General features: G+C 60.9%; 20 protein-coding genes. 14 read left to right on the forward strand and 6 right to left on the reverse strand.

What is annotated here, in order from left to right:
• Positions 1-317 precede the first annotated feature (317 nt).
• Positions 318-725 carry a DUF3010 family protein gene (locus HBO09_RS19960; protein WP_169999487.1) on the reverse strand — a complete coding sequence of 136 codons (408 nt, stop codon included), beginning with the start codon at positions 723-725 and terminating at the stop codon, positions 318-320.
• 42 nt (positions 726-767) lie between these two features.
• Positions 768-1,169, reverse strand: coding sequence for a lysozyme inhibitor LprI family protein (locus HBO09_RS19965; protein WP_169999486.1), 402 nt, complete (start codon positions 1,167-1,169; stop codon positions 768-770).
• A gap of 220 nt (positions 1,170-1,389) precedes the next feature.
• Here HBO09_RS19965 and HBO09_RS19970 point away from each other — a divergent pair, with 220 nt between their 5' ends.
• The 6 genes from HBO09_RS19970 to HBO09_RS19995 all read left to right on the forward strand — a co-directional run bounded on the left by HBO09_RS19970 (position 1,390) and on the right by HBO09_RS19995 (position 9,142).
• Positions 1,390-2,367, forward strand: coding sequence for a dipeptidase (locus HBO09_RS19970; RefSeq protein ID WP_032858660.1), 978 nt, complete (start codon positions 1,390-1,392; stop codon positions 2,365-2,367).
• Between the two features lie 69 nt (positions 2,368-2,436).
• Positions 2,437-2,967, forward strand: a complete 531-nt coding sequence (locus HBO09_RS19975) for a DUF5943 domain-containing protein (RefSeq protein WP_003194877.1) — start codon at positions 2,437-2,439, stop codon at positions 2,965-2,967.
• Between the two features lie 15 nt (positions 2,968-2,982).
• Positions 2,983-5,043: a dimethylglycine demethylation protein DgcA gene (gene dgcA, locus HBO09_RS19980; RefSeq protein WP_169999485.1), complete on the forward strand. Its 2,061-nt coding sequence runs from the start codon at positions 2,983-2,985 to the stop codon at positions 5,041-5,043.
• 155 nt (positions 5,044-5,198) lie between these two features.
• Positions 5,199-7,136 (forward strand): dimethylglycine demethylation protein DgcB, encoded by a 1,938-nt coding sequence (gene dgcB / locus HBO09_RS19985; protein WP_169999484.1) that lies wholly within the window; start codon positions 5,199-5,201, stop codon positions 7,134-7,136.
• Positions 7,136-8,356 (forward strand): electron transfer flavoprotein subunit alpha/FixB family protein, encoded by a 1,221-nt coding sequence (locus HBO09_RS19990; RefSeq protein ID WP_169999483.1) that lies wholly within the window; start codon positions 7,136-7,138, stop codon positions 8,354-8,356. The genes dgcB and HBO09_RS19990 overlap by 1 nt, the downstream gene beginning before the upstream one ends.
• Positions 8,357-8,371: 15 nt before the next feature.
• Entirely contained in the window at positions 8,372-9,142 is a 771-nt protein-coding gene (locus HBO09_RS19995; RefSeq protein WP_169999482.1) for an electron transfer flavoprotein subunit beta, read from the forward strand.
• Positions 9,143-10,044: 902 nt separating this feature from the next.
• Here HBO09_RS19995 and gbcA read toward each other — a convergent pair.
• The gene (gbcA, locus tag HBO09_RS20000) at positions 10,045-11,340 is read right to left on the reverse strand and encodes a glycine-betaine demethylase subunit GbcA (protein ID WP_169999481.1); all 1,296 of its coding nucleotides are present in this window, start codon (positions 11,338-11,340) and stop codon (positions 10,045-10,047) included.
• Between the two features lie 281 nt (positions 11,341-11,621).
• On the opposite strand from gbcA, the gene gbcB reads away from it, so the two are divergent.
• Positions 11,622-12,722, forward strand: coding sequence for a glycine-betaine demethylase subunit GbcB (gene gbcB / locus HBO09_RS20005; RefSeq protein WP_169999480.1), 1,101 nt, complete (start codon positions 11,622-11,624; stop codon positions 12,720-12,722).
• 655 nt (positions 12,723-13,377) lie between these two features.
• On the opposite strand, the gene HBO09_RS20010 is transcribed toward gbcB, so the two are convergent.
• Both HBO09_RS20010 and HBO09_RS20015 read right to left on the reverse strand, forming a co-directional pair.
• Positions 13,378-14,193 carry a nitrilase-related carbon-nitrogen hydrolase gene (locus tag HBO09_RS20010; RefSeq protein WP_169999479.1) on the reverse strand — a complete coding sequence of 272 codons (816 nt, stop codon included), beginning with the start codon at positions 14,191-14,193 and terminating at the stop codon, positions 13,378-13,380.
• Positions 14,190-15,635 carry a cytosine permease gene (locus HBO09_RS20015; RefSeq protein WP_169999478.1) on the reverse strand — a complete coding sequence of 482 codons (1,446 nt, stop codon included), beginning with the start codon at positions 15,633-15,635 and terminating at the stop codon, positions 14,190-14,192. The genes HBO09_RS20010 and HBO09_RS20015 overlap by 4 nt, the downstream gene beginning before the upstream one ends.
• A 264-nt stretch (positions 15,636-15,899) precedes the next feature.
• Between HBO09_RS20015 and HBO09_RS20020 the strand changes: the two genes are divergently transcribed.
• A complete protein-coding gene (locus HBO09_RS20020) occupies positions 15,900-17,714 on the forward strand; it encodes an NAD(P)/FAD-dependent oxidoreductase (RefSeq protein ID WP_169999477.1) in 1,815 nt (604 codons plus the stop codon).
• A gap of 47 nt (positions 17,715-17,761) precedes the next feature.
• Here the strand turns inward: HBO09_RS20020 and HBO09_RS20025 are convergent, their stop codons facing one another.
• Positions 17,762-18,802 (reverse strand): low specificity L-threonine aldolase, encoded by a 1,041-nt coding sequence (locus HBO09_RS20025; RefSeq protein ID WP_029296975.1) that lies wholly within the window; start codon positions 18,800-18,802, stop codon positions 17,762-17,764.
• A 90-nt stretch (positions 18,803-18,892) separates the two neighbouring features.
• On the opposite strand from HBO09_RS20025, the gene HBO09_RS20030 reads away from it, so the two are divergent.
• From HBO09_RS20030 to soxG, 6 genes are all read left to right on the forward strand, one after another.
• Positions 18,893-19,621, forward strand: coding sequence for a TraX family protein (locus HBO09_RS20030; RefSeq protein WP_169999476.1), 729 nt, complete (start codon positions 18,893-18,895; stop codon positions 19,619-19,621).
• A gap of 236 nt (positions 19,622-19,857) precedes the next feature.
• Positions 19,858-21,111, forward strand: a complete 1,254-nt coding sequence (gene glyA / locus HBO09_RS20035; protein WP_169999456.1) for a serine hydroxymethyltransferase — start codon at positions 19,858-19,860, stop codon at positions 21,109-21,111.
• A gap of 22 nt (positions 21,112-21,133) precedes the next feature.
• Positions 21,134-22,384 (forward strand): sarcosine oxidase subunit beta family protein, encoded by a 1,251-nt coding sequence (locus HBO09_RS20040; protein ID WP_169999455.1) that lies wholly within the window; start codon positions 21,134-21,136, stop codon positions 22,382-22,384.
• 15 nt (positions 22,385-22,399) lie between these two features.
• Positions 22,400-22,702: a sarcosine oxidase subunit delta gene (locus HBO09_RS20045; protein ID WP_073525868.1), complete on the forward strand. Its 303-nt coding sequence runs from the start codon at positions 22,400-22,402 to the stop codon at positions 22,700-22,702.
• On the forward strand, positions 22,699-25,716 hold the full coding sequence (locus tag HBO09_RS20050; RefSeq protein ID WP_169999454.1) for a sarcosine oxidase subunit alpha: 3,018 nt from the start codon (positions 22,699-22,701) through the stop codon (positions 25,714-25,716). Before HBO09_RS20045 ends, HBO09_RS20050 begins: the two co-directional genes overlap by 4 nt.
• 125 nt (positions 25,717-25,841) lie before the next feature.
• A complete protein-coding gene (soxG, locus tag HBO09_RS20055) occupies positions 25,842-26,474 on the forward strand; it encodes a sarcosine oxidase subunit gamma family protein (RefSeq protein WP_169999453.1) in 633 nt (210 codons plus the stop codon).
• Positions 26,475-26,607: the final 133 nt, after the last annotated feature.

The raw sequence follows: 26,607 nt of genomic DNA on the forward strand, positions 1-26,607 counted from the left end.
CACCCCGGCAGGATGCCGGGGTAGCCGCGACACGGCCATGGATGGCCGATCGCGGCGGGCCCACGGAGCAATGCCTGACTGCGGGCATGCCGAGCCTAGGCGAGGCACCGAGTGGTGGGGCAAGAGCGTTTTGCTTACTTTTGCGCTGTTCAAAAGTGAGCCGCTGTAAAAGCGGAACCCATAGCTGCCGTTACCGCAGCAATGGATATGCCCCCTACATCAGCCCAAAACCCAGAGCCCAGAAGTATCAGAGAGTTGTGTAGATACTCATGGCTATCGCAGGCAAGCCAGCTCCCACATTGGATGTGTGGCGTGGTTTATTTTTTTACCAAGGCCGAGCACGCGGTTTTAAAGGCCTCATGCTGATACTTGTTCAGCGTCGCCGGCAGTTCGAAGTTGTGCTTCTTGTTCTGCGCATTGATGGTCTGCGGCGAGAGCAGCGTCACGTCAACGCCGTCCAGCAACTGCAACACGCCTTCGATCTTGAACGTGGTCGGGCCGCCGGCGAATTCGCCTTTTTTGCTGCGTTTCTTGATCGCGATGCGGGTGATGCCGTTGTCGCGCACAAACGCGGCCACTTGGCTGGCGAAGGCTTTGACGTTGGCGGCCTCGTCATCGTCCTCAAGGGCGATTTTCTTGGTGGCCACGGTGACGTGGGTCAGGTCCGGGGCGGCAACGGCGATGATGGCTTCGCTGCCTTTGATTTCGATGCCGCACAGAGTCATGGGTAGCCTTGGTTCAGAGGAAAGAATGCGCGCAATTGTCGCTTATTCCTGGCCAATCGACTCCAAAAACTCCGACCGCTCATCACTCATCCGCGCCAGGCAGTCATTCTGCGCAATGGCGTAGGCCTTGGTGCCGGTCACTGCCGGGAAGGTGTCCACCGCGCAATCGGCATCCCGCAGTTTTTCCCACTTCTGCTGGGCATCCTTCAGACGAGCGGTGATGTCCGCCAACTGCGCCTTGTTGCTGGCGTAGGTAGAACTCATGCGTTCCAGCAGGCCCTGGTAGTTATCCTTGAGCAGCTGTTCGGCGGTGGTTTTGTTGTAGGAGGCGCATTCCAGGGTCTGTTTGTCGTTTTCGATGCCATCACACGGCGTGCTGTCGGTGTCTTCAGCTGCGTGGACGCCGGTGGCGAGGAGTGCCAAAGCCAGGAAAATCGGTTTCATTGCGCCTTCTCATATCAGTGGGTGGGTCGAATTCTGGCTCAAGCGTAGGCCAAAGAACAGATGCACGACAGACACGTCTGTGCACCCTTTGTCGTGGATTGACGCTTTCGGCAATTCCCCTGTCGTTTTTGCACCCGGCTCCCTCAGCCCCTGGGCATATGCTGGCCCCAAAGCGCCGGCAGACGATTCGGCGCATGAATCGCCAATAAGGGGACGCCTGATGAGCCCAGCCGAACTGCACGCCGACAGCATCGTTATCGACGGGCTGATCATTGCCAAGTGGAACCGCGACCTGTTCGAGGACATGCGCAAGGGTGGCCTGACCGCCGCCAACTGCACGGTGTCGGTGTGGGAAGGCTTCCAGGCCACGATCAATAACATCGTGGCCAGCCAGACCCTGATCCGTGAGAACAGCGACCTGGTGATCCCGGTGAAAACCACCGCCGATATCCGCCGCGCCAAGGAGCAGGGCAAGACGGGCATCATCTTCGGCTTCCAGAATGCCCACGCCTTTGAAGACCAGCTCGGTTACGTCGAGATCTTCAAGCAGCTCGGCGTCGGCGTGGTGCAGATGTGCTACAACACCCAGAACCTGGTGGGCACCGGCTGCTATGAGCGCGACGGTGGGCTGTCGGGCTTTGGGCGTGAAATTGTCGGTGAGATGAACCGTGTCGGCATCATGTGCGACCTGTCCCACGTCGGCTCCAAGACCAGCGAAGAAGTCATCCTCGAATCGAAAAAACCGGTGTGCTACTCCCACTGCCTGCCGTCCGGCCTTAAAGAGCATCCGCGCAACAAGTCCGATGCAGAACTCAAATTCATTGCCGACCACGGCGGCTTTGTCGGCGTGACCATGTTTGCGCCGTTCCTGGCCAAGGGCATCGATTCGACCATCGACGACTACGCCGAAGCCATCGAGTACACCATGAACATCGTCGGCGAAGACGCCATCGGCATCGGCACCGACTTCACCCAGGGCCATGGCCAGGATTTCTTCGAAATGCTGACCCATGACAAGGGCTACGCCCGCCGCCTGACCAGCTTCGGCAAGATCATCAACCCGCTGGGCATCCGCACCGTGGGCGAGTTCCCCAACCTGACCGAGACCCTGCTCAAGCGCGGCCACAGCGAACGCGTGGTGCGCAAGATCATGGGCGAGAACTGGGTCAACGTGTTGAAAGACGTCTGGGGCGAGTAAGCCACCGTTTTTTCTCCCCCGGCCATTCGTGCCGGGGCATTACCAAGAATTTTCTGGAGTTAAGTTTCCATGGCCAAGATCGCCCCGCAATTGCCAATCGAAGTCGACAGCGAAACCGGTGTCTGGACCTCCGACGCCTTGCCGATGCTGTACGTGCCCCGTCATTTTTTCGTCAACAACCACATGGGCATCGAAGAGGTGCTGGGCGCTGATGCCTACGCCGAAATCCTCTACAAGGCCGGCTACAAATCCGCCTGGCACTGGTGTGAAAAAGAAGCCGAATGCCACGGCCTGGAAGGCGTCGCGGTGTTCGAGCACTACATGAAGCGCCTGTCGCAACGCGGCTGGGGCCTGTTCAAGATCCAGGACATCGACCTCGACAAAGGCACCGCCAGCGTCAAGCTCGAACACTCGGCATTCGTCTACGTGTACGGCAAGGTCGGGCGCAAGGTTGACTACATGTTCACCGGCTGGTTTGCCGGCGCCATGGACCAGATTCTGCAAGCGCGCGGCAGCAATATCCGCACCGTCGCCGAACAAGTCTACGGAGGCTCCGAAGAGGGCCATGACGACGGTCTGTTCACCGTCAAGCCGTTGTAAGCCGAGGACCGTGCCATGGCTTTCGAAGCAATGTTTGCGCCGATCCAGATCGGCAAACTGACCATCCGCAATCGCGTACTCAGTACCGCCCACGCCGAGGTGTATGCCACCGACGGCGGGATGACCACCGAACGTTATGTGAAGTACTACGAAGAGAAAGCCAAGGGCGGCATTGGCCTGGCAATCTGTGGCGGTTCCTCCGTGGTGGCGATCGACAGCCCGCAGGAATGGTGGAGTTCGGTCAACCTGTCCACCGACCGCATCATCCCGCACTTCCAGAACCTGGCTGACGCGATGCACAAGCATGGCGCCAAGATCATGATCCAGATTACCCACATGGGCCGTCGCTCACGCTGGGACGGCTTTAACTGGCCGACCTTGATGTCACCCTCCGGCGTCCGTGAACCAGTACACCGCGCCACCTGCAAAACCATCGAGCCGGAAGAAATCTGGCGGGTGATCGGCAACTACGCCAGCGCCGCAGCTCGGGCCAAGGCCGGTGGCCTGGATGGCGTGGAACTGTCGGCGGTGCACCAGCACATGATCGACCAGTTCTGGAGCCCGCGGGTCAACAAGCGTACCGATGAGTGGGGCGGCAGCTTTGAGGGGCGGATGAAATTCGGCCTGGAAGTGCTCAAGGCCGTGCGTGCAGAAGTCGGCCCGGATTTTTGCGTCGGCATCCGCCTGTGCGGCGACGAGTTCCACCCGGACGGCCTGTCCCACGAGGACATGAAGCAGATCGCCAAGTATTACGACGACACCGGCATGCTCGACTTTATCGGCGTGGTCGGCTCGGGGTGCGACACCCACAACACCCTGGCCAACGTGATCCCCAACATGAGTTTCCCACCGGAGCCGTTCCTGCATCTGGCCGCCGGGATCAAGGAAGTGGTCAAGGTCCCGGTGCTGCACGCGCAGAACATCAAGGACCCGAACCAGGCCACGCGCATCCTCGAAGGCGGTTATGTGGACATGGTCGGTATGACCCGTGCGCACATGGCCGACCCGCACCTGATCGCCAAGATCAAGATGGGCCAGATCGACCAGATCAAGCAGTGTGTCGGCGCCAACTATTGCATCGACCGCCAGTACCAGGGCCTGGATGTGCTGTGCATCCAGAACGCCGCGACCTCCCGTGAATACATGGGCGTGCCGCACATCATCGAGAAATCCACCGGACCCAAGCGCAAAGTGGTGGTGGTCGGTGCCGGCCCGGCCGGGATGGAAGCGGCGCGGGTTGCTGCCGAGCGTGGCCACGACGTGACCCTGTTGGAGAAAAAAGACTTTATCGGCGGGCAGATCACCACCGCGTCCAAGGCCCCGCAGCGCGACCAGATCGCCGGTATCACCCGCTGGTTCCAGCTGGAACTGGCACGGCTGAACGTCGACCTGCGCCTGGGCGTGGCGGCGGATGCCGCGACCATCCTCGACTTGCGCCCGGATGTAGTGGTGCTGGCGGTGGGTGGGCATCCGTTCATTGAGCAGAACGAACACTGGGGCGCGGCAGAAGGCCTGGTGATCAGCAGTTGGGACGTGCTCGATGGCAAGGTGGCGCCAGGCAAGAATGTGCTGGTGTACGACACCATCTGTGAATTCACCGGCATGTCGGTGGCCGACTTTTTGGCCGACAAGGGCTGCCAGGTCGAGATCGTCACCGACGATATCAAGCCTGGCGTGGCCATCGGCGGTACGTCATTCCCGACCTACTACCGCAGCATGTACCCCAAGGAAGTGATCATGACCGGCGACATGATGCTGGAGAAGGTTTACCGCGAGGGTGACAAGCTGATAGCGGTGCTGGAGAACGAATACACCGGCGCCAAGGAGGAGCGGGTGGTGGATCAGGTGGTGGTGGAGAACGGCGTGCGCCCGGATGAAGAAATCTACTACGCCCTCAAGCAAGGGGCGCGCAACAAGGGGCAGATGGACGTCGAAGCGTTGTTCGCGATCAAGCCGCAACCATGCCTGAGCGAACCGGGGGAAGGGTACTTGCTGTTCCGCATCGGTGACTGTGTGGCCCAGCGCAATACCCACGCCGCGATCTACGACGCCCTGCGCTTGTGCAAGGATTTCTAACCCAACACCGAACCAATGTGGACTCGGTCAAAAATGTGGGAGCGGGCTTGCTCGCGAAAGCGGTGTGTCAGTCGATACATCCGGTGGCTGATGCACCGCCTTCGCGAGCAAGCCCGCTCCCACATTAGACCTGCGTGGTCTGTGGGAGCTTCACCATGTTGAACACCCTTCTTCCGATTCTCCTGTTTGCAGCGCTGGGCCTTGCTGTCCTTGGTGCTATGCGCCGGGTGAGCATGTGGCGCCGTGGCCGTGCCGCCAAGGTCGATCTGCTGGGCGGCCTGCTGGCCATGCCCAAGCGCTACATGGTCGACCTGCACCACGTGGTTGCCCGCGACAAATACATCGCCAATACCCACGTGGCCACGGCCCTGGGCTTTGTGTTGTCGGCGTTGCTGGCGATTCTGGTGCACGGTTTCGGCCTGCAGAATCGCATCCTCGGCTACGCCTTGCTGCTGGCCTCGGTGCTGATGTTTGTCGGCGCCACCTTCGTCTACCTGCGCCGGCGCAACCCGCCATCGCGCCTGTCCAAGGGCCCGTGGATGCGCTTGCCGAAAAGCCTGATGGCGTTTTCGGTAAGTTTCTTCCTGGTGACCTTGCCGGTGGCCGGGATCCTGCCCGCCGACTTCGGTGGCTGGCTGCTGGCCGCGCTGCTGGGTGTGGGCGTGCTGTGGGGCGTGTCGGAAATGTTCTTCGGCATGACCTGGGGCGGCCCGATGAAACACGCCTTCGCCGGTGCCTTGCACCTGGCCTGGCACCGCCGCGCCGAACGCTTTGGTGGTGGCCGTTCCACCGGTTTGAAGCCGCTGGACCTGAGCGATAAAAGCGCGCCCCTGGGCGTGGAAAAACCCAAGGACTTCACCTGGAACCAATTGCTGGGCTTCGACGCTTGCGTGCAGTGCGGCAAGTGCGAAGCCGCGTGCCCGGCGTTCGCTGCCGGCCAGCCACTGAACCCAAAAAAGCTGATCCAGGACATGGTGGTCGGCCTGGCCGGTGGCACCGATGCCAAGTTCGCCGGCAGCCCGTATCCGGGCAAGGCCATTGGCGAGCACAGCGGCAACCCGCACCAACCGATCGTCAACGGCCTGGTGGACGCCGAGACCTTGTGGTCGTGCACCACCTGCCGCGCCTGCGTCGAAGAATGCCCGATGATGATCGAGCACGTGGACGCCATCGTCGATATGCGCCGTCACCTGACCCTGGAAAAAGGCGCGACCCCGAACAAGGGCGCCGAAGTCCTGGAGAACCTGATCGCCACCGACAACCCTGGCGGTTTTGCCCCGGGCGGGCGGATGAACTGGGCGGCGGACTTGAACCTGCCGCTGCTCGGCGACAAGCAGACAACTGACGTACTGTTCTGGGTTGGCGATGGTGCCTTCGACATGCGTAACCAGCGGACCTTGCGCGCTTTCGTCAAAGTGCTGAAGGCGGCCAAGGTCGATTTCGCCGTGCTGGGCCTGGAGGAACGCGACAGTGGCGACGTGGCCCGGCGCCTGGGGGATGAGGCGACGTTCCAGCTACTGGCTGCGCGCAATATCCAGACCCTGGCCAAGTACAGCTTCAAGCGCATCGTGACCTGCGATCCCCACAGTTTCCATGTACTGAAAAACGAATACGGCGCCTTCGACGGCAACTACCGCGTGCAGCACCACAGCACCTACATGGCCGAGTTGATCGACGCCGGCGCGCTGAACCTGGGCCAGCACAAAGGCAACAGCGTGACCTATCACGACCCGTGCTACCTGGGCCGTTACAACGGCGAGTACGAGGCTCCGCGCCAAGTACTGCGGGCGCTGGGGATCGAGGTCAAGGAGATGCAACGTTCGGGCTTCCGTTCCCGTTGCTGTGGCGGTGGTGGCGGCGCGCCGATCACCGATATTCCCGGCAAGCAGCGCATTCCCGACATGCGCATGGAAGACATCCGCGAGACCGGCGCCGAGCTGGTGGCCGTCGGGTGTCCGCAGTGCACGGCGATGCTCGAAGGGGTGGTCGAACCACGCCCACTGATCAAAGACATTGCCGAGTTGGTGGCGGATGCCTTGCTCGAAGAGGCCGCATCGGCCAAGAACACCCGTCAACCTGCGGAGGTCCACTGATGAGCGACATTATCCGCCGCGACCCACGGGCTGAATGGATCGCCCGCAACCGCCTGCACCCGCTGCATGCGGCGATGCAACCGGAGCAGCACAGTTGGATGGGGCCTAACGGCATCCTCCGTAAAAACGTGCATGGCATTGGTTTTATCGGCCCCAACGGCATCAAGCGTATCGACCGCAGCGGCGCCCAGCAGGGTGGCGCGACCAAGCGCACGGCAGCGGTGCAAGTGCAGTTGCCGCTGCACCAGGTGCCAGCCCCGGCGTTCTACATCAACGTGGTGCCGGATATGGTCGGCGGCCGCCTGAGCAGCCACGACCGCGACTTGCTGGGCCTGGCACGGCAACTCGCCGGCAGCGACGGTGCGGTACTGGCGGTGGTGTTTGGCGAGCATAAGGAAAGTGCCTTCGACACGGCCGGCGTGGATCGCCTGTTGGTGCTGGACGGCCACGCATTCGACGGTTATTCACCGGAGCAACGGGTCCATGGCCTGCGGGCTGTGGATAACCAGTTCAGCCCGCGTCACTGGCTACTGCCCGACAGCCGCAGTGGCGGCGGCGAACTGGGGCGGCGCTTTGCCGCGAGCCTCAAGGAACGCCCGGCAACCCGGGTGTGGCAGATCAAGGGCAACGAGTGTATCGGCCGTGCCGGTGCGGGCCAGGAAGACCTGGCGCGAGCGTTGCCAAGGCTGATCCTGGCCGCCGTGGAATGTGCCGATCCTGTCAGCGATACGCGCCATGAAGTGTTGCCGGTGGAGTTATCCACAGCGCTGGCGCGTAGCTTGCCGCGTATCGAGGATCTGGGCGCCGTAACGGTGGACCCGGGCGCGATTCCCATGGCCGAAGCCGAGTTTATTTTCTCGGGCGGCAACGGGGTCAAGGACTGGGAGCTGTTCCACCAGACCGCTGCCGCCCTGGGGGCTACCGAAGGTGCGTCGCGGGTGGCCGTGGACGATGGCTTCATGGCCCGTGATCGGCAGGTTGGCGCCAGTGGTATCTGGGTCACTGCGCGAGTGTATGTGGCCGTGGGGATCTCCGGGGCGATCCAGCACCTGCAAGGCATCGGTGCCTGCGACAAAGTCGTGGCGATCAACCTCGATCCGGGGTGCGACATGATCAAGCGCGCCGACCTGTCGGTGATCGGTGACAGCGGCGAAATTCTCCGGGCCTTGATCGCAGCGGTCCAGGCCCACCGCAACGGCGCCAAGCGCGATGCGGCTTAAGCAAAGGATATGGCCATGACCACCCATGTAATCAGCCTGGTATCCATAGGCGCCCACCCGACCTCCGGCCGCCCACGTCGCGCCGAACAGGATGCGCGCGCCGTCGAGCTAGGGTTGCAACTGGCGGGGGATAACCTGCAAGTGCTGCATGCCGGCGACATTGCCGAACCGACCCTGCGCGCCTACCTGGGCATGGGGTTGGCGCAGTTGCACGTGCTGGAGCAGCCGGCCGGCGCCGATGCCTTGCCGGTACTTGGCGACTACCTAAGGGACGCTGGCGCCCAGGTGGTGCTTACCGGCAGCCAGGCAGAAACCGGCGAAGGCTCGGGCATGCTGCCGTTCCTGTTGGCCGAACAACTGGGCTGGCCGCTGATTGTCGGGCTGGCCCAGGTGGAGTCCATCGACAACGGTGTGGCCCATGTACTGCAAGCCCTGCCACGCGGCCAGCGGCGGCGCCTGAAGGTGCGCCTGCCGTTCCTGGCCACGGTGGATAACGCCGGGCCCAAGCCTCGGCAAAGCGCCTACGGCCCGGCCCAGCGCGGGGTGCTGCAGGAGCACGACGTGCAGGTGGTGAACGATGAGTTATTCACAGGCGCCGTGCTGCAACCGGCCAAGCCTCGACCCAAGCGCCTCAAAGTGATCAAGGCCAAGAGCGGCGCCGACCGCATGAAAGCCGCCACGGCCAAGGCCAGCGGCGGCAGTGGCCAGGTGCTCAAGGGCCTCAGCCCCGAGGCGGGCGCCGAAGCGATTCTTAAGCTGCTGATCGAAGAAGGCGTAGTGCGCTGACCCCCTGTAGGAGCGAGCTTGCTCGCGAAGAACCTGAGCGCGCCGCGTTAAACCAGACACGCTGCGTGATCGTCGGCCTTTTTCGCGAGCAAGCTCGCTCCTACAAGCCTGTTTACCCACAATCCCTGTTAACCCACCTGTGGATAACCTGTTCGCGGCTGTCCACACCCCATGTAAATCAAGCTCTACAGCCCTCTGTACGAAAAACAACCAACCTAAGCACCGGTTTTTACTGGGCTTTTTCTGTGGATAAGGGAAAAGCCCCGCTCAGAGTTGCCCCCAAAGTCTGTTGGTGCTTCTGTGGATAAGATGTTCGCTACACGCTGCAAGCCTTATGGATAAAGGCTTGCAGTGGGTTGGTTGAAATATGATCAATATCGCTGTTTCCATGGGTTTACGCGGGTAAAGCCTCGATTTTGATGGGCCGCAGGCGGTTTTCCACAGATAGGCCAAAGTTGCCCCCAAAGTCTGTTGGCGCTTCTGTGGATAAGGTGTTTGCGTTCCGCTACAGGCCATATAAAACGGGGTCTGCGTACTTGTGGTTAAAAAATGATCAATGTTGGATAAAACCCGCTGCTTTGAATAAGTCACGGATTTTCTTGGTTTTATTTCGAAGGGAAAGGGTAGTTGCCCACAATTGCTGTGGGTGGGTTTGTGGATAAGTTGTTGGAGGATGGCTACAGGGCAGGATAACAGCGGGCTTGCGGCCCTATGCTCAATTTTTGACCAGGAACGGGCTCAAAAGTGGGAGCGAGCAAGCCCTAATGCCATGTAGGAGCGAGCTTGCTCGCGAAGAACTTGAGAGCGCCGCGTTTACCTAGCAAACACGCGTTATCGTTGACGTCCTTCGCGAGCAAGCTCGCTCCTACGTGGCATTAGGGCTTGCCTGCTCCCACAGTCAGTTACTCGTGTGCGGCAATGCCCTTGAGGTACGGCGCCGGCGCCGCTCCCAGGTTGTTGAGCATGCGCTCGCTGTACCAGTCCACAAAGTTCACCACGCCAAACTCATAGGTCTTGGAGTACGGCCCCGGTTGGTAAGCGGTGGAGTTGATCCCGCGCTGGTTCTCTTCGGCCAGGCGGCGGTCCTGGTCATTGGTGGCGTCCCACACCTGGCGCATGCGGTCGACGTCGTAGTCTTCACCTTCCACCGCGTCCTTATGCACCAGCCATTTGGTGGTGACCATGGTTTCCTGGGCGCTGATCGGCCACACCGTGAAGACGATGATGTGATCGCCCATGCAGTGGTTCCACGAGTGGGGCAGGTGCAGGATACGCATCGAGCCCAGGTCGGGGTTCTTGATCCGGCCCATCAGTTTCTTGCAGCCCTGCTTGCCATCCAGGGTCATGGAGACGGTGCCCTTGAGCAGCGGCATGCGCACGATACGGTTTCGCAGGCCGAAGCTGGCGTGGGCGTAAGGGATCTTCTCGGCGTCCCAGGCAGCGGCGGATGCGGCGACGTGGTCCTTGAAGGCCTGGTCGGCACGCGGGTCGGTGACGTCGTCCCATTCCAGCAGGGTTTTCAGCAGCTCGGGGTGCGAGGCGTTGCAGTGGTAGCACTCGCGGTTGTTTTCCAGTACCAGCTTCCAGTTGGCTTTTTCAAACAAGGTGGTCTGGATCGCCACCTTGGTGTTTTCCATGTCGTAGGGTTCCATGTAGTGGGTGAGCGTCGACAAAAAGTCATCGATGGCCGGCGGGTTCTCGGCCAGGCTGATGAAGATGTAGCCGCCGGCGGTCTTCACGTTAACCGGCTTGAGGCCGTACTGCTTCATGTCGAAGTCGGCGCCCATCTCGGTGCCGGCGAACAATAGGCGCCCGTCCAGTTCGTAGGTCCACTGGTGGTAATGGCAAACCAGCTTGGCGACCTTGCCCTTGTCGCTGGTGCACAATCGCGAACCGCGATGGCGGCAGACGTTGTGGAAGGCATGCACCACGCCTTCGGCACCGCGAATCACGATGATCGGGTTCTTGCCGATCTGCAGGGTCAGGTAGTTGCCCTTGGTGGGGATTTCGCAGGTCATGCCGGCGATCAACCATTCCTTCTGGAAGATCTCCTGCATGTCGATATCGAACAGCCGCTGGTCAGAGTAAAACGGCTGGGGCAGCGAAAAAGTGCGCTCGCGCTCTTGCAGCATTTGCGCGGTGGCCTTGCGTGCGGGTTCCAGCGGATCGCCCAAGCTCAAGGTTGCGGTGACGTCCATCGTGTGTGTCCTCAAGGCCATTCTGTGTGGCCGCGATAAGTGGCTAATCAGGTTTGCAGCAAGGCGTAAAGAAAGCGTCGTTGTTGGCTGCGAGTGTGGGCCCGGCGCTGCCCGCAACCTTATCCATTAACGACATGGCCCACTCTGTTCCCGACGCGCAACCCCAGTGGCATGGGGGCTGGTCGCGATAAGTATGCGAATGTCGCAGATAGGTAAATGGCAGGTTGCGGCCTTACGCAGAATCGCCAGCATCAAGCCGAACTACGGCCGTGGAGAACAGCATGTCCAACACCTTCCTGAATCCTGTCACCACCCAGACCTGGGCCAATGGTCGGCACATCGTGCGGTGCGTCAAAGTCATCCAGGAAACCTGGGATGTGCGCACCTTCTGCTTTATGGCCGATCAGCCGATCCTGTTCTTTTTCAAACCGGGGCAGTTCGTCACCCTGGAGCTGGAAATCGACGGCCAGCCGATCATGCGGTCGTACACCATTTCCAGCTCGCCATCGGTGCCCTACAGCTTCTCGGTAACCATCAAGCGCGTGCCGGGCGGGCGGGTGTCGAACTGGTTGCACGACACCCTGCATGAAGGGCAAGAGTTGGCGGTGCACGGGCCGGTGGGGCTGTTCAACGCTATCGACTTCCCGAGCCCGAAGGTGCTGTACCTGAGCGGTGGCGTGGGGATCACTCCGGTCATGTCCATGGCCCGTTGGTTCTATGACACCAACGCTAATGTCGACATGACCTTTATCCACAGCGCGCGCTCGCCCAAAGACATCATTTACCACCGCGAGCTGGAACACATGGCGTCGCGCATCGACAACTTCAGCCTGCACCTGATTTGCGAGAAGCACGGCCTGGGCGAACCCTGGGCCGGGTATCGCGGCTACCTGAACCATAAGATGCTGGAATTGATGGTGCCGGACTTCCTCGAGCGGGAAGTGTTCTGCTGCGGGCCGACGCCTTATATGAGCGCGGTCAAACGCCTGCTCGAAGCGGCGGGCTTCGATATGGCGCGCTACCACGAGGAATCCTTCGGCGCCACGCCACCGGAAGCCCGCGCCGATGCGGTGGAACAAGCCGAACAAGCCGCCGACGCGCCGCAGATCGACCAGGCGGATTTGCATCAGGTGGAATTCATTGCGTCGGGTAAAAGCATCCGCGTGGCGCCGGGCGAAACCGTGCATGCCGCCGCCGCCAAGCTCGGCCTGCTGATCCCCAAAGCCTGCGGCATGGGCATTTGCGGCACATGCAAGGTGATGAAGCTGGGCGGGGAGGTCGAGATGGAGCACAACGGCGGCATCACCGAAGAAGACGAAGCCGAGGGCTACATCCTGTCGTGCTGCAGCGTGCCGAAGGGGGATGTGCGGATCGAGTTCTGACGTTATCAAGAGCCGAACAAGAGGAAGACGGGTTCATTTATTGAGGTATAGAAAAGTTGGGCCGTGTTAACGGCTTTTTCTAGATAAATGAACCCGCCATGGCACCTATTCAACGCGCAGTATTCAAGCAAGTTTCTATTCAGTCCTCTAGTACAGTAAATTCAAGTTCGAATTCCCGGACTGCGCCCGTGCGATATAGCTTTTTACAGATGTCTCCTTTGAGTCTCCTGCCGAGATCCTCGTCGAAGATGTCGACACTATCTCCACGCGCTGCGCATTTAAGAATATCGCGGTGCCCTGAGTTGTGAGGGATGATAATTGAATCCGATGAGACGAACGGGGGTGTGCTTTTGATAAAGTTAAAGACAATTCTCAGTGGGTCAATATGCGGCATGACTAGTCACCTCTTCATGAAGTTTAAATATCCAGCATGGATTTTCCTGTACCTCCAGCGGGACCACTGGTCGCTCAAGGTAAGACGGATATTATTCCGCGTCACTGGAGGTTGCTACTGTCAGAGTTGACAGTAGACGGAGATGGACTTTGTGTTTAAAGAGTCTGCGATGGGGGGTAGGGTAAATACTTGTTTAAAATCTTATTTTTGTTAGTTGGATGCGTTTTTTTATATATGTATTGGCCTTAACCGTGGCGGGGCTTAGTACAACCCTGGCCGACGATCCTGATGCACATGGTTGTGCGCACTGATGAACTTATCTCGGGCCTGGGCCAAAGGCAGGTCCGCCACCAGGCACTGTTCTTGCTGATGGGAGGTCGCGCCGGCCTGGGGGTAGCCATCGGCATCGACGATAACTGACCCTCCTACCCAGTTGACGCCGCGTTCTTCGCCATGACGGTCGCACGCGGCAATGAACAGGCGGTTGACGGCGGCATTGGCCTGGACCCGGACGATTTCTGCCGGCCTTTCGCCGGCGGGGCGCGGGCCATCTGGCCAGTTGACCGGCGCACAGAGCAGGTCGGCACCGGCCAGGGCGGCCAGGCGTACCCACTCGGGCAGTTCCAGGTCGTAGCAGATCATCACGGCGATGCGTCCGACGGCGGTTTCGACCACCGGCGGGGGCTCGGTGCCGGGGGTGAAGATGGATTTTTCGCGGTCCCACAAATGTGCCTTGCGGTACACCGTCAGCCTGCCGTCCGGCTCTATCAGCGCGGCGCTGTTGGCCACCTGAGTTGCCGTCAGCCGCTCACAGAAACCGGCCACAACAATAATGCCCAGCTCGTTTGCCAGTGTTTTCCACAGGGTCAGTGTCGGTCCATCCAGGGTTTCGGACACCCTAAGGGCTTCGTGCAGGTCCGTGAACACATAACCGCTCTGCATCAACTCCGGCAGCACTACCACCTGCGCGCCCAGCGCTGCGGCACGGCGGATGGCCTCGGCGCTGAGGGTGCGGTTGTACTGCGCATCGGCGATACGGGGCGCCAGTTGATGACAGGCGATACGGACGGTGTTCATGGGTTGTTGCCTTCCAACATAGCCTCGCTGGCGGCAATCGCACGGCGCTCGGCGTTATGGTCAAGGTTGCGGTTCATCACACAGTAGGCGAGCGCGGAAACGCCCAGGCCGATCACAAACGCAATGTCGGCACCGCCCAGCGCCACGGCGACCGGCCCGACGTAGAAGCTCAACGACATGAACGGCACCATCGAGACCATGCCCAGGCCATAGGCGAGCAGGCCTGCTTTGCCCCACTGGCCATAGATACCGGCGGGGTTGAAGATGTCGCTGATGGCGTATTGGCCTTTGCGCACCAGATAAAAATCCGCGAGGTTGACGGCGGTCCACGGCACCAGGAAATACAACATCAGCAGCACAAATGTGTTGAAGCTGGCCAGGTAGCTGTCAGGAATGCTCAGGGCGATCAGGAAGATGATCACCGCCACCAGGCTAATCCCCATGATCCGGCTCTTGAGGCGCGGCTGGATCTTCACGAAGCCGTCGATGGCACTGATGCCGGTCAGCATGGCGCCGTAGCAGTTGACCGCCATGATGCCAATCAGCGCCGGCACTGCGATCAGCACGGTGAAGGTGCCGAAGCCAGGGATCACTTGGTTGCCCACGGTGCGCACGCTGGTGATGGCATCCGGCGAGGGCAGCGCCGAAGCAAGGAATGCGCCCAGGGACATCAGCCACAAAGCAGAGCCTGCGGCGCCCAGGTAGGTCCAGAAAATCACCCGGCGCGACGGCGTTTGGTGGGGCAGATAGCGCGAGTAGTCCGACACGTACACGGCGTAGCTGATCTGATAACCGGCAGCGGCGCTGAGCTGAATCAGGAACGCCGACCACGAGAAATGTGCATCGGCCACCGCTGCGTCGGCCGACAGGCTCATCAGGGCGGCGACGGTCAGCACCGCGAATACGCTGATCATCACGTAGGTCAGCCAGCGTTGCACGGTGTGCAGCAGGTCATGGCCGATCACGGCAATCACCACCGCGAGGATGATCATCAGCGCATACCACGGCGCGCGGCTCCCCGGCAGGACTGTATTGATGGCATCGGTGGCGAGAATCACGTTGAACACGTTGAAGCCGATGTACACAAAGATCACCGCGATAAACGGCACGATGGCCCCGCGCAGGCCGAACTGGGCGCGTGACTGGATCATCTGCGGCAAGCCCATGCGCGGGCCCTGGTTGGCGTGGAAAGCCATGGCGAAAGTGCCCAGGCACACACCGATGACAATCGCCAGCACGGCATAGACCAGGCTCAAGCCCAGCGCCGCCCCGGTGAAGCCGGTGACCATGGTGGTGAGGACGAAGTTGCCCGTGAACCAGAAGGGCCCCTGGTGCCAGACTTTGCCGTGGCGTTCGTTGCGCGGCACGTAGTCAATGGAACGGGTCTCTATTTTCAGGCCGGGGGCGGCGCGGGGAGCGGTCTTGTCGGATAGGGCGTTCATAGGTTCACGGTTTATTTTTATAGGGGCTGAGTGCCGGAGCATCGGGTAACTGGCGGGCCAATTGAATCGTGATCTATAAATAATTACTTCAGACTTTCCTTAAGTAATGCTTTTTCGCGGGCAGCGATGGAACCGCTCTGTCTTATTGCAAAGCGATATAAGCCGGGTGGGGTAGGTCTTCTAATCTGGTTTTTAGTCCCGTCGCAGTCGCCTTTAGCCTTGTCGTAAAGGGTGGACGCTCACCCAATCTGCAAGGAAGCCACCATGTCTGCGATTCCCTCCCGTTCCCAGGGGGCCCAGCGCCTGTTGAACAAAAACATCACGGCGCTGATTCCTGATTTTCCGTTCCATTACGCCCGCTATCTGTGGCAGGCGGCAATCCTCAAGAAACCCCTGGGCCATGTCGCGCCACAGCATCATGGCGAGCAGGTGTTGATCGTCGGGGCGGGCGTGTCCGGTCTGGTGGCCGCCTACGAGGCGATGCGCATGGGTCTGCATCCGGTGGTGGTCGAAGCCTCGGGGCGCATTGGTGGGCGCCTGTTTGCTCATGTGCTGGGTGACCGCAACGACCCGCAGGGCCGGGTGATCTGTGAACTGGGGGCCATGCGTTTTCCCAAGTCCGGCAAGGCGTTGATGCACTACTTCAATAAGGTCGGCATGGGCGGCAATTCGACGGACTTCCCCAACCCCGGCTCGGCGGCTGCGCCCAGCACGGTTGTCGATTACAAGAACCAGCAGACGTACTACGAGGGCAATGATCTGCCGGACCAATACAAACGCATCGAGGATATGTTCTTCGGCCAATTCCTGGAGCAGGACCCGATCCGCTTCACCGACATGGAAAACGCGATGCAGGAAAGTGCGGTGAACCAGGCTGAAATCAAGGCCATCTGGAACACGATCCTGCGGTCGGGATGGGATGACCTGAGCTTCTACGCCGCCATGGTTGAGCAGGCCAAGTGGACTCGGGAAGACATCGACCTGTTTGGCCAGATCGGTTTTGGCACCGGCGGCTGGAACACCGACTACCCGAACTGCTTTCTTGAAGTGCTGCGGGTGCTTTATACCGGCCTGGATACCAACCACTCCTTGATGTACGACGGCTCCAGCGAGTTGCCCCTGCGCTTGTGGAGCGGCACGCCGGCATCGTTTGGCGACACCCAGGTCCATTGGCCGGCGGACACGACCGTGGAGAGCCTGACGCGTCGCGAGATCGCCGACCCGCTGCATCAGGAGGTCCGGCAGATCCAGCGTCTGTCCGGTGGCTCATTCAAGGTGTACCTGTATGACAACCAGCTGAATACGGGTACCGAGCGCAATTTTAAAAGTGTGGTCTACACGCCTCACGTGCGGGTGCTCGACAAGTTCCGCTACATGGACGCCAAGGACCGTTTTAACCTGATGGACAGCTTGCTGCCTCGAAAGACCTGGGAGGCGGTGATGTACACCCATTACATGCAGTCGGCGAAAATCTTTGCCACCACCCAGCGGCCATTTTGGAATGATGCCCAGGACGGTCGCTACAAGATGAGCGTGACCCTGTCGGATCGCCTGACCCGAGGCACCTACCTGTTGGACTACGGGCCGGGCAACGGGGCGAGCAAGGGCAGTGGGATGTTCCTTTCGTATACCTGGAACGATGACAGCCTGAAGTTCCTGGGCGATCGCAGCGCGCCGTTGCCGACCCATGTGCAGTTGTGTACCACCTTGCTGGATACGGTGTACGCCGATACGCAACTGGACCTGGCGGCCGAGTTCGGCATGGTTGATCCGTTTATCGAGATCAACTGGGAAGACGAGCCGTTTTACCTGGGGGCCTTCAAGATGAACCTGCCGGGGCAGTATGAGTATCAGCGCCTGCTGTTTTCCCAGTTCATGAACGTTGTGGAGGGGGGCAAGCCGGACGGTTTTATTTTGTCGGGAGATGACATTTCCTGGACCGGGGGCTGGGCCGAGGGCGCTGTGACCACGGCCTTGAATGCGGTGAACAAACTGGCGGTCATCTTTGAGGGCGGGACAATCGAAAACAATCCCGGGCCTATTGATCAGTGGGATGCTTTGCAACCCTTGAAACTGTAGAGGCCGGCGGCGAGGAGGCTTGTTGTGGCAAGCCCCCTCGCCACAGGTCAGGCGCCCATCACTTCGCGTATATCCGCCGCGAGTTCGCGTACCCGTTCTTCTTCGGTATCCCACGCGCACATGAAGCGTGCGCCGCCCTTGCCGATAAAGGTGTAGAAGCGCCAGCCCTTGGCCGTCAGCGCGGCGATGGCCGGTTCCGAGAGTTGCAGGAACACGCCGTTGGCCTGCACCGGGAACATCAATTCGACGCCGGGAATGTCCGCCACCAGGCTGCTGAGCAATTGCGCGCAGTGGTTGGCGTGGCGTGCGTGCTTGAGCCAGGCGTCGTTTTCCAGCAGGCCGACCCACGGCGCTGACAGGAAGCGCATTTTCGACGCCAGTTGGCCAGCCTGTTTGCAGCGATAGTCGAAGTCTTCCGCCAGCTTGTGGTTGAAGAACAGGATCGCCTCACCCACCGCCATGCCGTTCTTGGTCCCGCCAAAACACAGCACATCCACCCCGGCTTTCCAGGTCAGGTCCGCTGGCGAGCAGCCGAGGAAGGCGCAGGCGTTGGAGAAGCGTGCGCCGTCCATATGCAGGTTCAGTCCCAATTCCTTGCAGGTGACGCTGATGGCGCGGATTTCATCCGGGGTGTACACGCTGCCTACTTCGGTGGCCTGAGTCAGGGTCACGACGCGGGGCTTGGGGTAGTGGATATCCTGGCGCTTGAGGGCGATCTCGCGGATCGACTCGGGGGTCAGCTTGCCGTTTTCGGTGCGGGCGGTGAGCAGTTTGGAGCCGTTGGAGAAAAACTCCGGCGCGCCGCATTCGTCGGTCTCGACGTGGGCGGTTTCCGAGCAAATCACGCTATGGTAGCTCTGGCACAGCGAAGACAGGGCCAGGGAGTTGGCCGCCGTACCATTGAAGGCGAAGAACACTTCACAGTCGGTTTCAAACAGTTTGCGGAAACCGTCGGCGGCGCGGTGGGTCCATTCATCGTCGCCATAGGCGCGTTGATGGCCCTGGTTGGCGAGTTCCATGGCGGCCCAGGCTTCCGGGCAGATACCCGAATAGTTGTCACTGGCAAATTGTTGGCTCTTGTCGGTCATGGCCCGTTCCTGTGGTCGATATTGGTGCGCACTTTAACCAAGAATATCCGGCGGGCGCACGCACTGTTAATGCAAAGTCTCTGGGGAATTATGCACGGTACTGAAACGATTCCTGTAAGGCGCGGCCGCGATGGCGCGCTGGACCTGCTCAAATGGCTGGCGCTGCTGAGTATGGTGCTCGATCACCTGCGCTATATCGGTTTGAGCCTCGATGGCCTGTACGTGTCGGGGCGCCTGGCGTTCCCCTGGTTTTGCCTGGCGATTGCGGCGAACCTGCACCGGGTCAAGGATGGGCCGACGATCTTTCAATGGCGTTACCTGGGCTGGTTGCTGCTGTTCAGCGTGATCAGCGAGGTGCCGTATCGGATGTTTATCGAGGATGCCGATACGTTGAATGTACTGCCGACCCTGGCGCTGGGCTTGCTGGTTGCCCGGGGATGGCAGCAAAAGGCGCTGATTGATCGAGGATTGGCGCTGATCGCGCTGTTAATCGCCGGCGTGTTCTCGGCGCAACTGATGTTCGGATTTTTTGGTGTATTGCTGCCGTTGGCGATGTTGTTGGTGTTTAGTCGCCCCTGGTATTTGAGCATCGTGCCGGGGTTGGTGTGTGTGGCTGCCAATCAATGGCAGGTATTGCTCAATAGCGGCAACCTCGTCGCGCTGCTTGGGTTGGCCACGTGCCTGATTGCGCCATTGGCCGGGTTGGTCTTGTTGCGACAGGTCACACATGTCTCACCGCCGACTATGCGGCGCTGGGCGTATGCACTTTATCCCGCGCATTTCTTACTGCTGCTACTCCTTCGAAAGGTCATCACATAGTCCCTGTGGGAGCGGGCTTGCTCGCGAATGCGGTGGACCAGCCAATGCATGTGCTGCCTGACATACCGCATTCGCGAGCAAGCCCGCTCCCACATTTGTTCGGTGTTGTTCTGGCCATGTCGTAAACGCACCTTTGCGTGGCGTGCGTAGGCATTTGACCTGCCTGCGCCAGCCCTACCATCGCATCAAAGGGCCCTGCACGGGCCTCAACAATACGAAAGGCTGGGAGAGACGCGATGTTCAGCAAACAAGACCAGATCCAGGGATATGACGACGCACTGCTGGCGGCCATGAATGCCGAGGAGCAGCGCCAGGAAGATCATATCGAGCTGATCGCGTCGGAGAACTACACCAGCAAACGCGTGATGCAGGCCCAGGGCAGTGGCCTGACCAACAAATACGCCGAAGGCTACCCTGGCAAGCGCTACTACGGTGGCTGCGAGCATGTGGATAAAGTCGAGGCCCTGGCCATCGAGCGCGCCAAGCAGTTGTTCGGCGCCGATTACGCCAACGTGCAGCCGCACTCCGGATCATCGGCCAACAGCGCGGTGTACCTGGCGCTGCTGAACGCCGGCGACACCATCCTCGGCATGAGCCTGGCCCACGGCGGCCACCTGACCCACGGCGCCAAGGTGTCGTCCTCGGGCAAGCTGTACAACGCCGTGCAGTACGGCATCAACACCGACACCGGCCTGATCGACTACGACGAAGTCGAGCGCCTGGCCGTGGAGCACAAGCCAAAAATGGTCGTGGCCGGTTTCTCTGCCTACTCCAAGACCCTGGATTTTCCGCGCTTCCGCCAGATCGCCGACAAGGTCGGCGCGCTGCTGTTCGTCGACATGGCCCACGTCGCAGGCTTGGTTGCCGCCGGCCTGTATCCGAACCCGCTGCCGTACGCCGATGTGGTTACCACCACCACCCACAAGACCCTGCGCGGTCCACGGGGTGGCCTGATCCTGGCCAAGTCCAACGAAGAGATTGAGAAAAAACTCAACTCCGCCGTGTTCCCAGGCGCACAGGGCGGCCCGCTGATGCACGTGATCGCGGGCAAGGCTGTGTGCTTCAAGGAGGCGATGGAGCCAGGCTTCAAAGCTTATCAACAGCAGGTGATCGACAACGCCCAGGCCATGGCCAGCGTGTTTATCAAGCGTGGCTACGATGTAGTGTCCGGCGGCACCGATAACCACCTGTTCCTGGTCAGCCTGATCCGCCAAGGCCTCACCGGCAAGGACGCAGACGCCGCCCTCGGTCGCGCCCATATCACCGTCAACAAGAACGCCGTGCCCAATGACCCGCAGTCGCCATTCGTGACTTCGGGCCTGCGCATCGGTACCCCGGCGGTGACCACACGCGGTTTCAAAGTGGCGCAGTGCGTCGAGTTGGCTGGCTGGATCTGCGACATCCTCGACAACCTCGGCGATGCCGATGTCGAGGCCAACGTGGCCAAGCACGTGTCTGCCCTGTGCGCTGATTTCCCGGTTTATCGCTGAGCGCGGTTTTGGAGTAATGACTATGCAACGCTACTCAGGCTTCGGCCTCTTCAAGCACTCACTCAGTCACCACGAAAACTGGCAGAAGATGTGGCGCACGCCGACTCCTAAAAAGGTGTACGACGTGGTCATCGTCGGCGGCGGCGGGCATGGTCTGGCGACCGCTTATTACCTGGCCAAGGAACACGGGATCACCAACGTGGCCGTGGTCGAGAAAGGTTGGCTGGGCGGCGGTAACACCGCGCGCAACACCACCATCGTGCGTTCCAACTACCTGTGGGATGAGTCGGCGCACCTGTATGAACACGCGATGAAGCTCTGGGAAGGTCTGTCCCAGGACTTGAACTACAACGTGATGTTCTCCCAGCGTGGTGTGTACAACCTGTGCCACACCCTACAAGACATTCGTGATTCCGAGCGCCGCGTCAGTGCCAACCGCCTCAACGGCGTGGACGGCGAACTGCTCAACGGCAAACAAGTGGCCGACGAAATCCCGTACCTCGACTGCTCGAAAAACACCCGCTATCCGGTCCTCGGCGCTACCGTGCAAAGGCGCGGCGGCGTGGCCCGTCACGATGCCGTGGCCTGGGGCTTTGCCCGCGCCGCCGACGCCCTGGGCGTGGACCTGATCCAGCAGACCGAAGTGATCGGCTTTCGCAAGGAAAACGGCGTGTGCATCGGCGTGGAAACCAACAAAGGCTTTATCGGTGCCAAGCGCGTCGGTGTGGTCACCGCCGGTAACTCCGGGCACATGGCTTCGCTGGCCGGTTTCCGCCTGCCGATCGAATCCCACCCGCTGCAAGCGTTGGTGTCGGAGCCGATCAAGCCGATTATCGACAGCGTGATCATGTCCAACGCCGTGCACGGCTACATCAGCCAATCCGACAAGGGCGACCTGGTGATCGGCGCCGGTATCGACGGCTACAACGGCTACGGCCAGCGCGGCTCGTACCCGGTAATCGAACACACCATCCAGGCCATCGTCGAGATGTTCCCGGTGCTCTCGCGGGTGCGCATGAACCGCCAGTGGGGCGGCATCGTCGACACCACGCCGGACGCATGCCCGATCATCTCCAAGACCCCGGTTGCGAATATGTTCTTCAACTGCGGTTGGGGCACCGGTGGCTTCAAGGCCACCCCCGGCTCAGGCAACGTGTTTGCCGCGAGCCTGGCCAAGGGTGAAATGCACCCGTTGGCAGCACCTTTCTCCATCGACCGTTTCCATAACGGTGCGCTGATCGACGAACACGGCGCTGCGGCCGTCGCCCACTAACAGGAGAAATTCCCTATGTTGCATATCTTCTGTCCTCACTGTGGCGAACTGCGCTCCGAGGAAGAGTTTCACGCCTCCGGCCAAGCGCATATCCCGCGCCCGCTGGACCCCAATGCCTGCACCGATGAACAGTGGGGCGACTACATGTTCTTTCGCGATAACCCCCGTGGCCTGCATCACGAACTGTGGATCCATGCCGCCGGTTGCCGTCAGTACTTCAACGCCACCCGCGACACCCTGACCTACGAAATTCTTGAAACCTACAAGATCGGCGAGAAGCCACAATTCACCGCCAAGGCTTCTGGAGAGAAGGTATGAGCCAGATCAATCGCCTGTCCAACGGTGGCCGCATTGACCGTAATAAAGTCCTGACGTTTACCTTCAACGGCCAGAGCTACAAAGGCTTTGAAGGCGACACCCTGGCCGCAGCCTTGCTGGCCAACGGCGTGGATATCATCGGCCGCAGCTTCAAGTACTCGCGCCCGCGCGGCATCTTTGCCGCTGGTGCCGAAGAGCCGAACGCGGTGCTGCAGATCGGCGCCACCGAAGCCACCCAGATTCCCAACGTGCGCGCCACGCAACAGGCGCTGTACCAGGGCCTGGTCGCCACCAGCACCAACGGCTGGCCGAGTGTGAACAACGACATGATGGGCATTCTCGGCAAGGTCGGCGGCAAGCTGATGCCGCCGGGTTTCTACTACAAAACCTTCATGTACCCGCAATCGTTCTGGATGACCTACGAGAAGTACATCCGCAAGGCCGCAGGGCTGGGTCGCTCGCCGACCGAGAACGATCCGGACACCTACGACTACATGAACCGCCATTGCGACGTGCTGATCGTCGGTGCCGGGCCCGCTGGCCTGTCGGCGGCCCTGGCGGCTGCGCGCAGTGGTGCGCGGGTGATCATCGCCGATGAGCAGGAGGAGTTCGGCGGGTCGTTGCTCGACTCCCGTGAAAGCCTCGACGGCAAGCCGGCGGCCGAGTGGGTCGCCAGTGTGATCGCCGAGCTCAAGGCGTTGCCGGATGTGGTGCTGCTGCCTCGCGCCACCGTCAACGGCTATCACGACCATAACTTCCTGACCATCCACGAGCGCCTCACCGATCACCTCGGCGACCGTGCGCCGATTGGTGTGGTGCGCCAGCGTATCCACCGGGTGCGCGCCAAGCGCGTGGTGCTGGCGACCGGTGCGTGCGAGCGCCCGCTGGTGTACGGCAATAACGACGTGCCGGGCAACATGCTGGCGGGTGCGGTTTCGACGTACGTGCGCCGTTACGGCGTGGCGCCAGGTAAAAAGCTGGTGCTGTCGACCAACAACGATCACGCCTACCGCGTGGCGCTGGACTGGTTTGACGCGGGCCTCAGCGTTGTCGCCGTAGCCGATGCTCGCCACAACCCACGCGGCGCGCTGGTGGAAGAAGCCCGTGCCAAAGGCATTCGCATCCTCACCGGCAGTGCCGTGATCGAAGCCCGTGGCAGCAAGCACGTGACTGGTGCGCGTGTGGCGGCTATCGATGTCAAAGCCCACACCGTCACCAGCCCTGGCGAATGGCTCGATTGCGACCTGGTAGCCAGCTCCGGCGGCTACAGCCCGGTGGTTCACCTGGCCTCGCACCTGGGCGGCAAACCGACCTGGCGTGAAGATATCCTCGGTTTTGTACCGGGCGAAGCACCGCAGAAACGTGTGTGCGTCGGTGGCATCAACGGCGTTTACGGCTTGGGTGATTCCCTGGCTGACGGCTTTGAGGGTGGCGTGCGTGCCGCCAGCGAAGCCGGGTTTGCCCCGGTGGAAGGTACGCTGCCCAAGGCCCTGACACGCCTGGAAGAACCAACCCTGGCGCTGTTCCAGGTGCCCCATGAAAAAGCCACTGCACGGGCGCCCAAGCAATTTGTCGACCTGCAAAACGACGTCACCGCCGCCGCCATCGAGCTGGCGACCCGCGAAGGCTTCGAGTCGGTGGAACACGTCAAGCGCTACACCGCGCTGGGCTTCGGCACCGACCAAGGCAAGCTGGGCAACGTCAACGGCCTGGCAATTGCCGCGCGCTCGCTGAACGTGACGATCCCGCAGATGGGCACCACCATGTTCCGCCCCAACTACACGCCGGTGACTTTCGGCGCCGTGGCGGGCCGGCACTGTGGGCATATCTTCGAGCCGGTGCGCTACACCGCGCTGCAAGCCTGGCACGTTAAGAACTGCGCCGAGTTCGAGGATGTCGGTCAGTGGAAACGCCCGTGGTACTTCCCGCGCAACGGTGAAGACCTGCACGCGGCAGTCAAGCGCGAATGCCTGGCCGTGCGCGACAGCGTCGGCCTGCTGGATGCCTCGACCCTCGGCAAGATCGATATCCAGGGCCCGGATGCCCGGGAGTTCCTTAACCGCATCTACAGCAACGCCTGGACCAAGCTCGACGTGGGCAAGGCGCGTTACGGCCTGATGTGCAAGGAAGACGGCATGGTCTTCGACGATGGCGTGACCGCGTGCCTGGCAGACAATCACTTCCTGATGACCACCACCACCGGCGGTGCCGCCCGTGTGCTGCAGTGGCTGGAAATCTACCAGCAGACCGAATGGCCGGATCTGAAGGTGTACTTCACCTCGGTCACTGACCACTGGGCGACCATGACCCTGTCCGGACCCAACAGCCGCAAGCTGTTGAGCGAAGTCACCGACATCGACCTGGACAAGGACGGCTTCCCGTTCATGACCTGGAAAGAAGGCCTGGTGGGCGGCGTGCCGGCGCGGGTGTTCCGTATCTCGTTTACCGGTGAACTGTCGTACGAAGTCAACGTGCAGGCCGACTACGCCATGGGCGTGCTGGAACAGATCGTTGAGGCCGGCAAGAAATACAACCTGACCCCGTACGGCACCGAGACCATGCACGTACTGCGGGCCGAGAAGGGCTTCATCATCGTCGGCCAGGATACCGACGGCTCGATGACCCCGGACGACCTGAACATGGGCTGGTGCGTAGGCCGTACCAAACCGTTCTCGTGGATCGGCTGGCGTGGGATGAACCGCGAAGATTGCGTGCGTGAAGAACGCAAGCAACTGGTGGGCTTGAAGCCGATTGATCCGAAGGTTTGGCTGCCGGAAGGCGCGCAATTGGTGTTTGATCCGAAGCAGACGATCCCGATGAAGATGGTCGGTCACGTCACCTCCAGCTATGCGCACAACTCCCTGGGTTATTCGTTTGCGATGGCGGTGGTCAAGGGCGGCTTGAAGCGTATGGGCGAGCGGGTGTTTTCACCGCAGGCGGATGGCAGCGTGATCGAGGCCGAGATTGTGTCTTCGGTGTTCTTTGATCCGAAGGGTGATCGCCAGAACATCTGATAGACCGAGGCGCGGCCTTCGCGAGCAAGCCCGCTCCCACAGGGGAGCTGTATTCCAAAATGTGGGAGCGGGCTTGCTCGCGATGGCGGCAGTAGCCGCACAACAGAATTCAAGAAAGGTGCTTTATGACCGCAGCCAATGTGTACCAACAACGCCCCACCACCGGCGCCAAGGCCGAGTCGTCGCTGCACCATGCCGACCTCGCCAGCCTTGTCGGCAAGGGCCGCAAGAACGCCGGCGTGACCGTGCGTGAAAAGAAACTCCTCGGCCACCTGACCCTCCGTGGCGATGGCCATGACGCCGCGTTTGCCGCTGGCGTACACAAGGCCCTGGGCATCGAATTGCCGGGGGCCTTGAGCGTAATCGTCAACGGTGAAACCAGCCTGCAATGGCTCGGCCCGGATGAGTGGCTGCTGGTGGTGCCTAGCGGTGAAGAGTTCGCTGCCGAGCAAAACCTGCGTGCCGCCCTGGGGGATTTGCATATCCAGATCGTCAATGTCAGCGGCGGCCAGCAGATCCTCGAACTCAGCGGCCCGAACGTGCGCGATGTGCTGATGAAGTCCACCAGCTACGACGTGCACCCCGACAACTTCCCGGTAGGCAAGGCGGTGGGCACGGTGTTCGCCAAGTCGCAACTGGTAATCCGGCATACCGCCGAGGACACTTGGGAGCTGCTGATTCGTCGCAGTTTCTCGGATTATTGGTGGTTGTGGTTGCAGGATGCGGCGGCCGAATACGGCCTGAATGTCCAAGCCTGACATGACCCTGTAGGAGCGAGCTTGCTCGCGAAAAACGTCAACGATAACGCGCACATCCAGAATGAACGCGGCGCCCTTGGATTTTTCGCGAGCAAGCTCGCTCCTACAGTAAGCAGCATCGCTGTATGAGGAG

The organism is Pseudomonas sp. WS 5027 (assembly GCF_012985695.1).
GTDB lineage: Bacteria > Pseudomonadota > Gammaproteobacteria > Pseudomonadales > Pseudomonadaceae > Aquipseudomonas > Aquipseudomonas hygromyciniae.

Coding starts and splice junctions, on each gene's coding strand:
- HBO09_RS19960 (WP_169999487.1), bottom strand. CDS start 725: ATGACTCTGTGCGGCATCGAAATCAAAGGCAGCGAAGCCATCATCGCC.
- HBO09_RS19965 (WP_169999486.1), bottom strand. CDS start 1,169: ATGAAACCGATTTTCCTGGCTTTGGCACTCCTCGCCACCGGCGTCCAC.
- HBO09_RS19970 (WP_032858660.1), top strand. CDS start 1,390: ATGAGCCCAGCCGAACTGCACGCCGACAGCATCGTTATCGACGGGCTG.
- HBO09_RS19975 (WP_003194877.1), top strand. CDS start 2,437: ATGGCCAAGATCGCCCCGCAATTGCCAATCGAAGTCGACAGCGAAACC.
- dgcA (WP_169999485.1), top strand. CDS start 2,983: ATGGCTTTCGAAGCAATGTTTGCGCCGATCCAGATCGGCAAACTGACC.
- dgcB (WP_169999484.1), top strand. CDS start 5,199: ATGTTGAACACCCTTCTTCCGATTCTCCTGTTTGCAGCGCTGGGCCTT.
- HBO09_RS19990 (WP_169999483.1), top strand. CDS start 7,136: ATGAGCGACATTATCCGCCGCGACCCACGGGCTGAATGGATCGCCCGC.
- HBO09_RS19995 (WP_169999482.1), top strand. CDS start 8,372: ATGACCACCCATGTAATCAGCCTGGTATCCATAGGCGCCCACCCGACC.
- gbcA (WP_169999481.1), bottom strand. CDS start 11,340: ATGGACGTCACCGCAACCTTGAGCTTGGGCGATCCGCTGGAACCCGCA.
- gbcB (WP_169999480.1), top strand. CDS start 11,622: ATGTCCAACACCTTCCTGAATCCTGTCACCACCCAGACCTGGGCCAAT.
- HBO09_RS20010 (WP_169999479.1), bottom strand. CDS start 14,193: ATGAACACCGTCCGTATCGCCTGTCATCAACTGGCGCCCCGTATCGCC.
- HBO09_RS20015 (WP_169999478.1), bottom strand. CDS start 15,635: ATGAACGCCCTATCCGACAAGACCGCTCCCCGCGCCGCCCCCGGCCTG.
- HBO09_RS20020 (WP_169999477.1), top strand. CDS start 15,900: ATGTCTGCGATTCCCTCCCGTTCCCAGGGGGCCCAGCGCCTGTTGAAC.
- HBO09_RS20025 (WP_029296975.1), bottom strand. CDS start 18,802: ATGACCGACAAGAGCCAACAATTTGCCAGTGACAACTATTCGGGTATC.
- HBO09_RS20030 (WP_169999476.1), top strand. CDS start 18,893: ATGCACGGTACTGAAACGATTCCTGTAAGGCGCGGCCGCGATGGCGCG.
- glyA (WP_169999456.1), top strand. CDS start 19,858: ATGTTCAGCAAACAAGACCAGATCCAGGGATATGACGACGCACTGCTG.
- HBO09_RS20040 (WP_169999455.1), top strand. CDS start 21,134: ATGCAACGCTACTCAGGCTTCGGCCTCTTCAAGCACTCACTCAGTCAC.
- HBO09_RS20045 (WP_073525868.1), top strand. CDS start 22,400: ATGTTGCATATCTTCTGTCCTCACTGTGGCGAACTGCGCTCCGAGGAA.
- HBO09_RS20050 (WP_169999454.1), top strand. CDS start 22,699: ATGAGCCAGATCAATCGCCTGTCCAACGGTGGCCGCATTGACCGTAAT.
- soxG (WP_169999453.1), top strand. CDS start 25,842: ATGACCGCAGCCAATGTGTACCAACAACGCCCCACCACCGGCGCCAAG.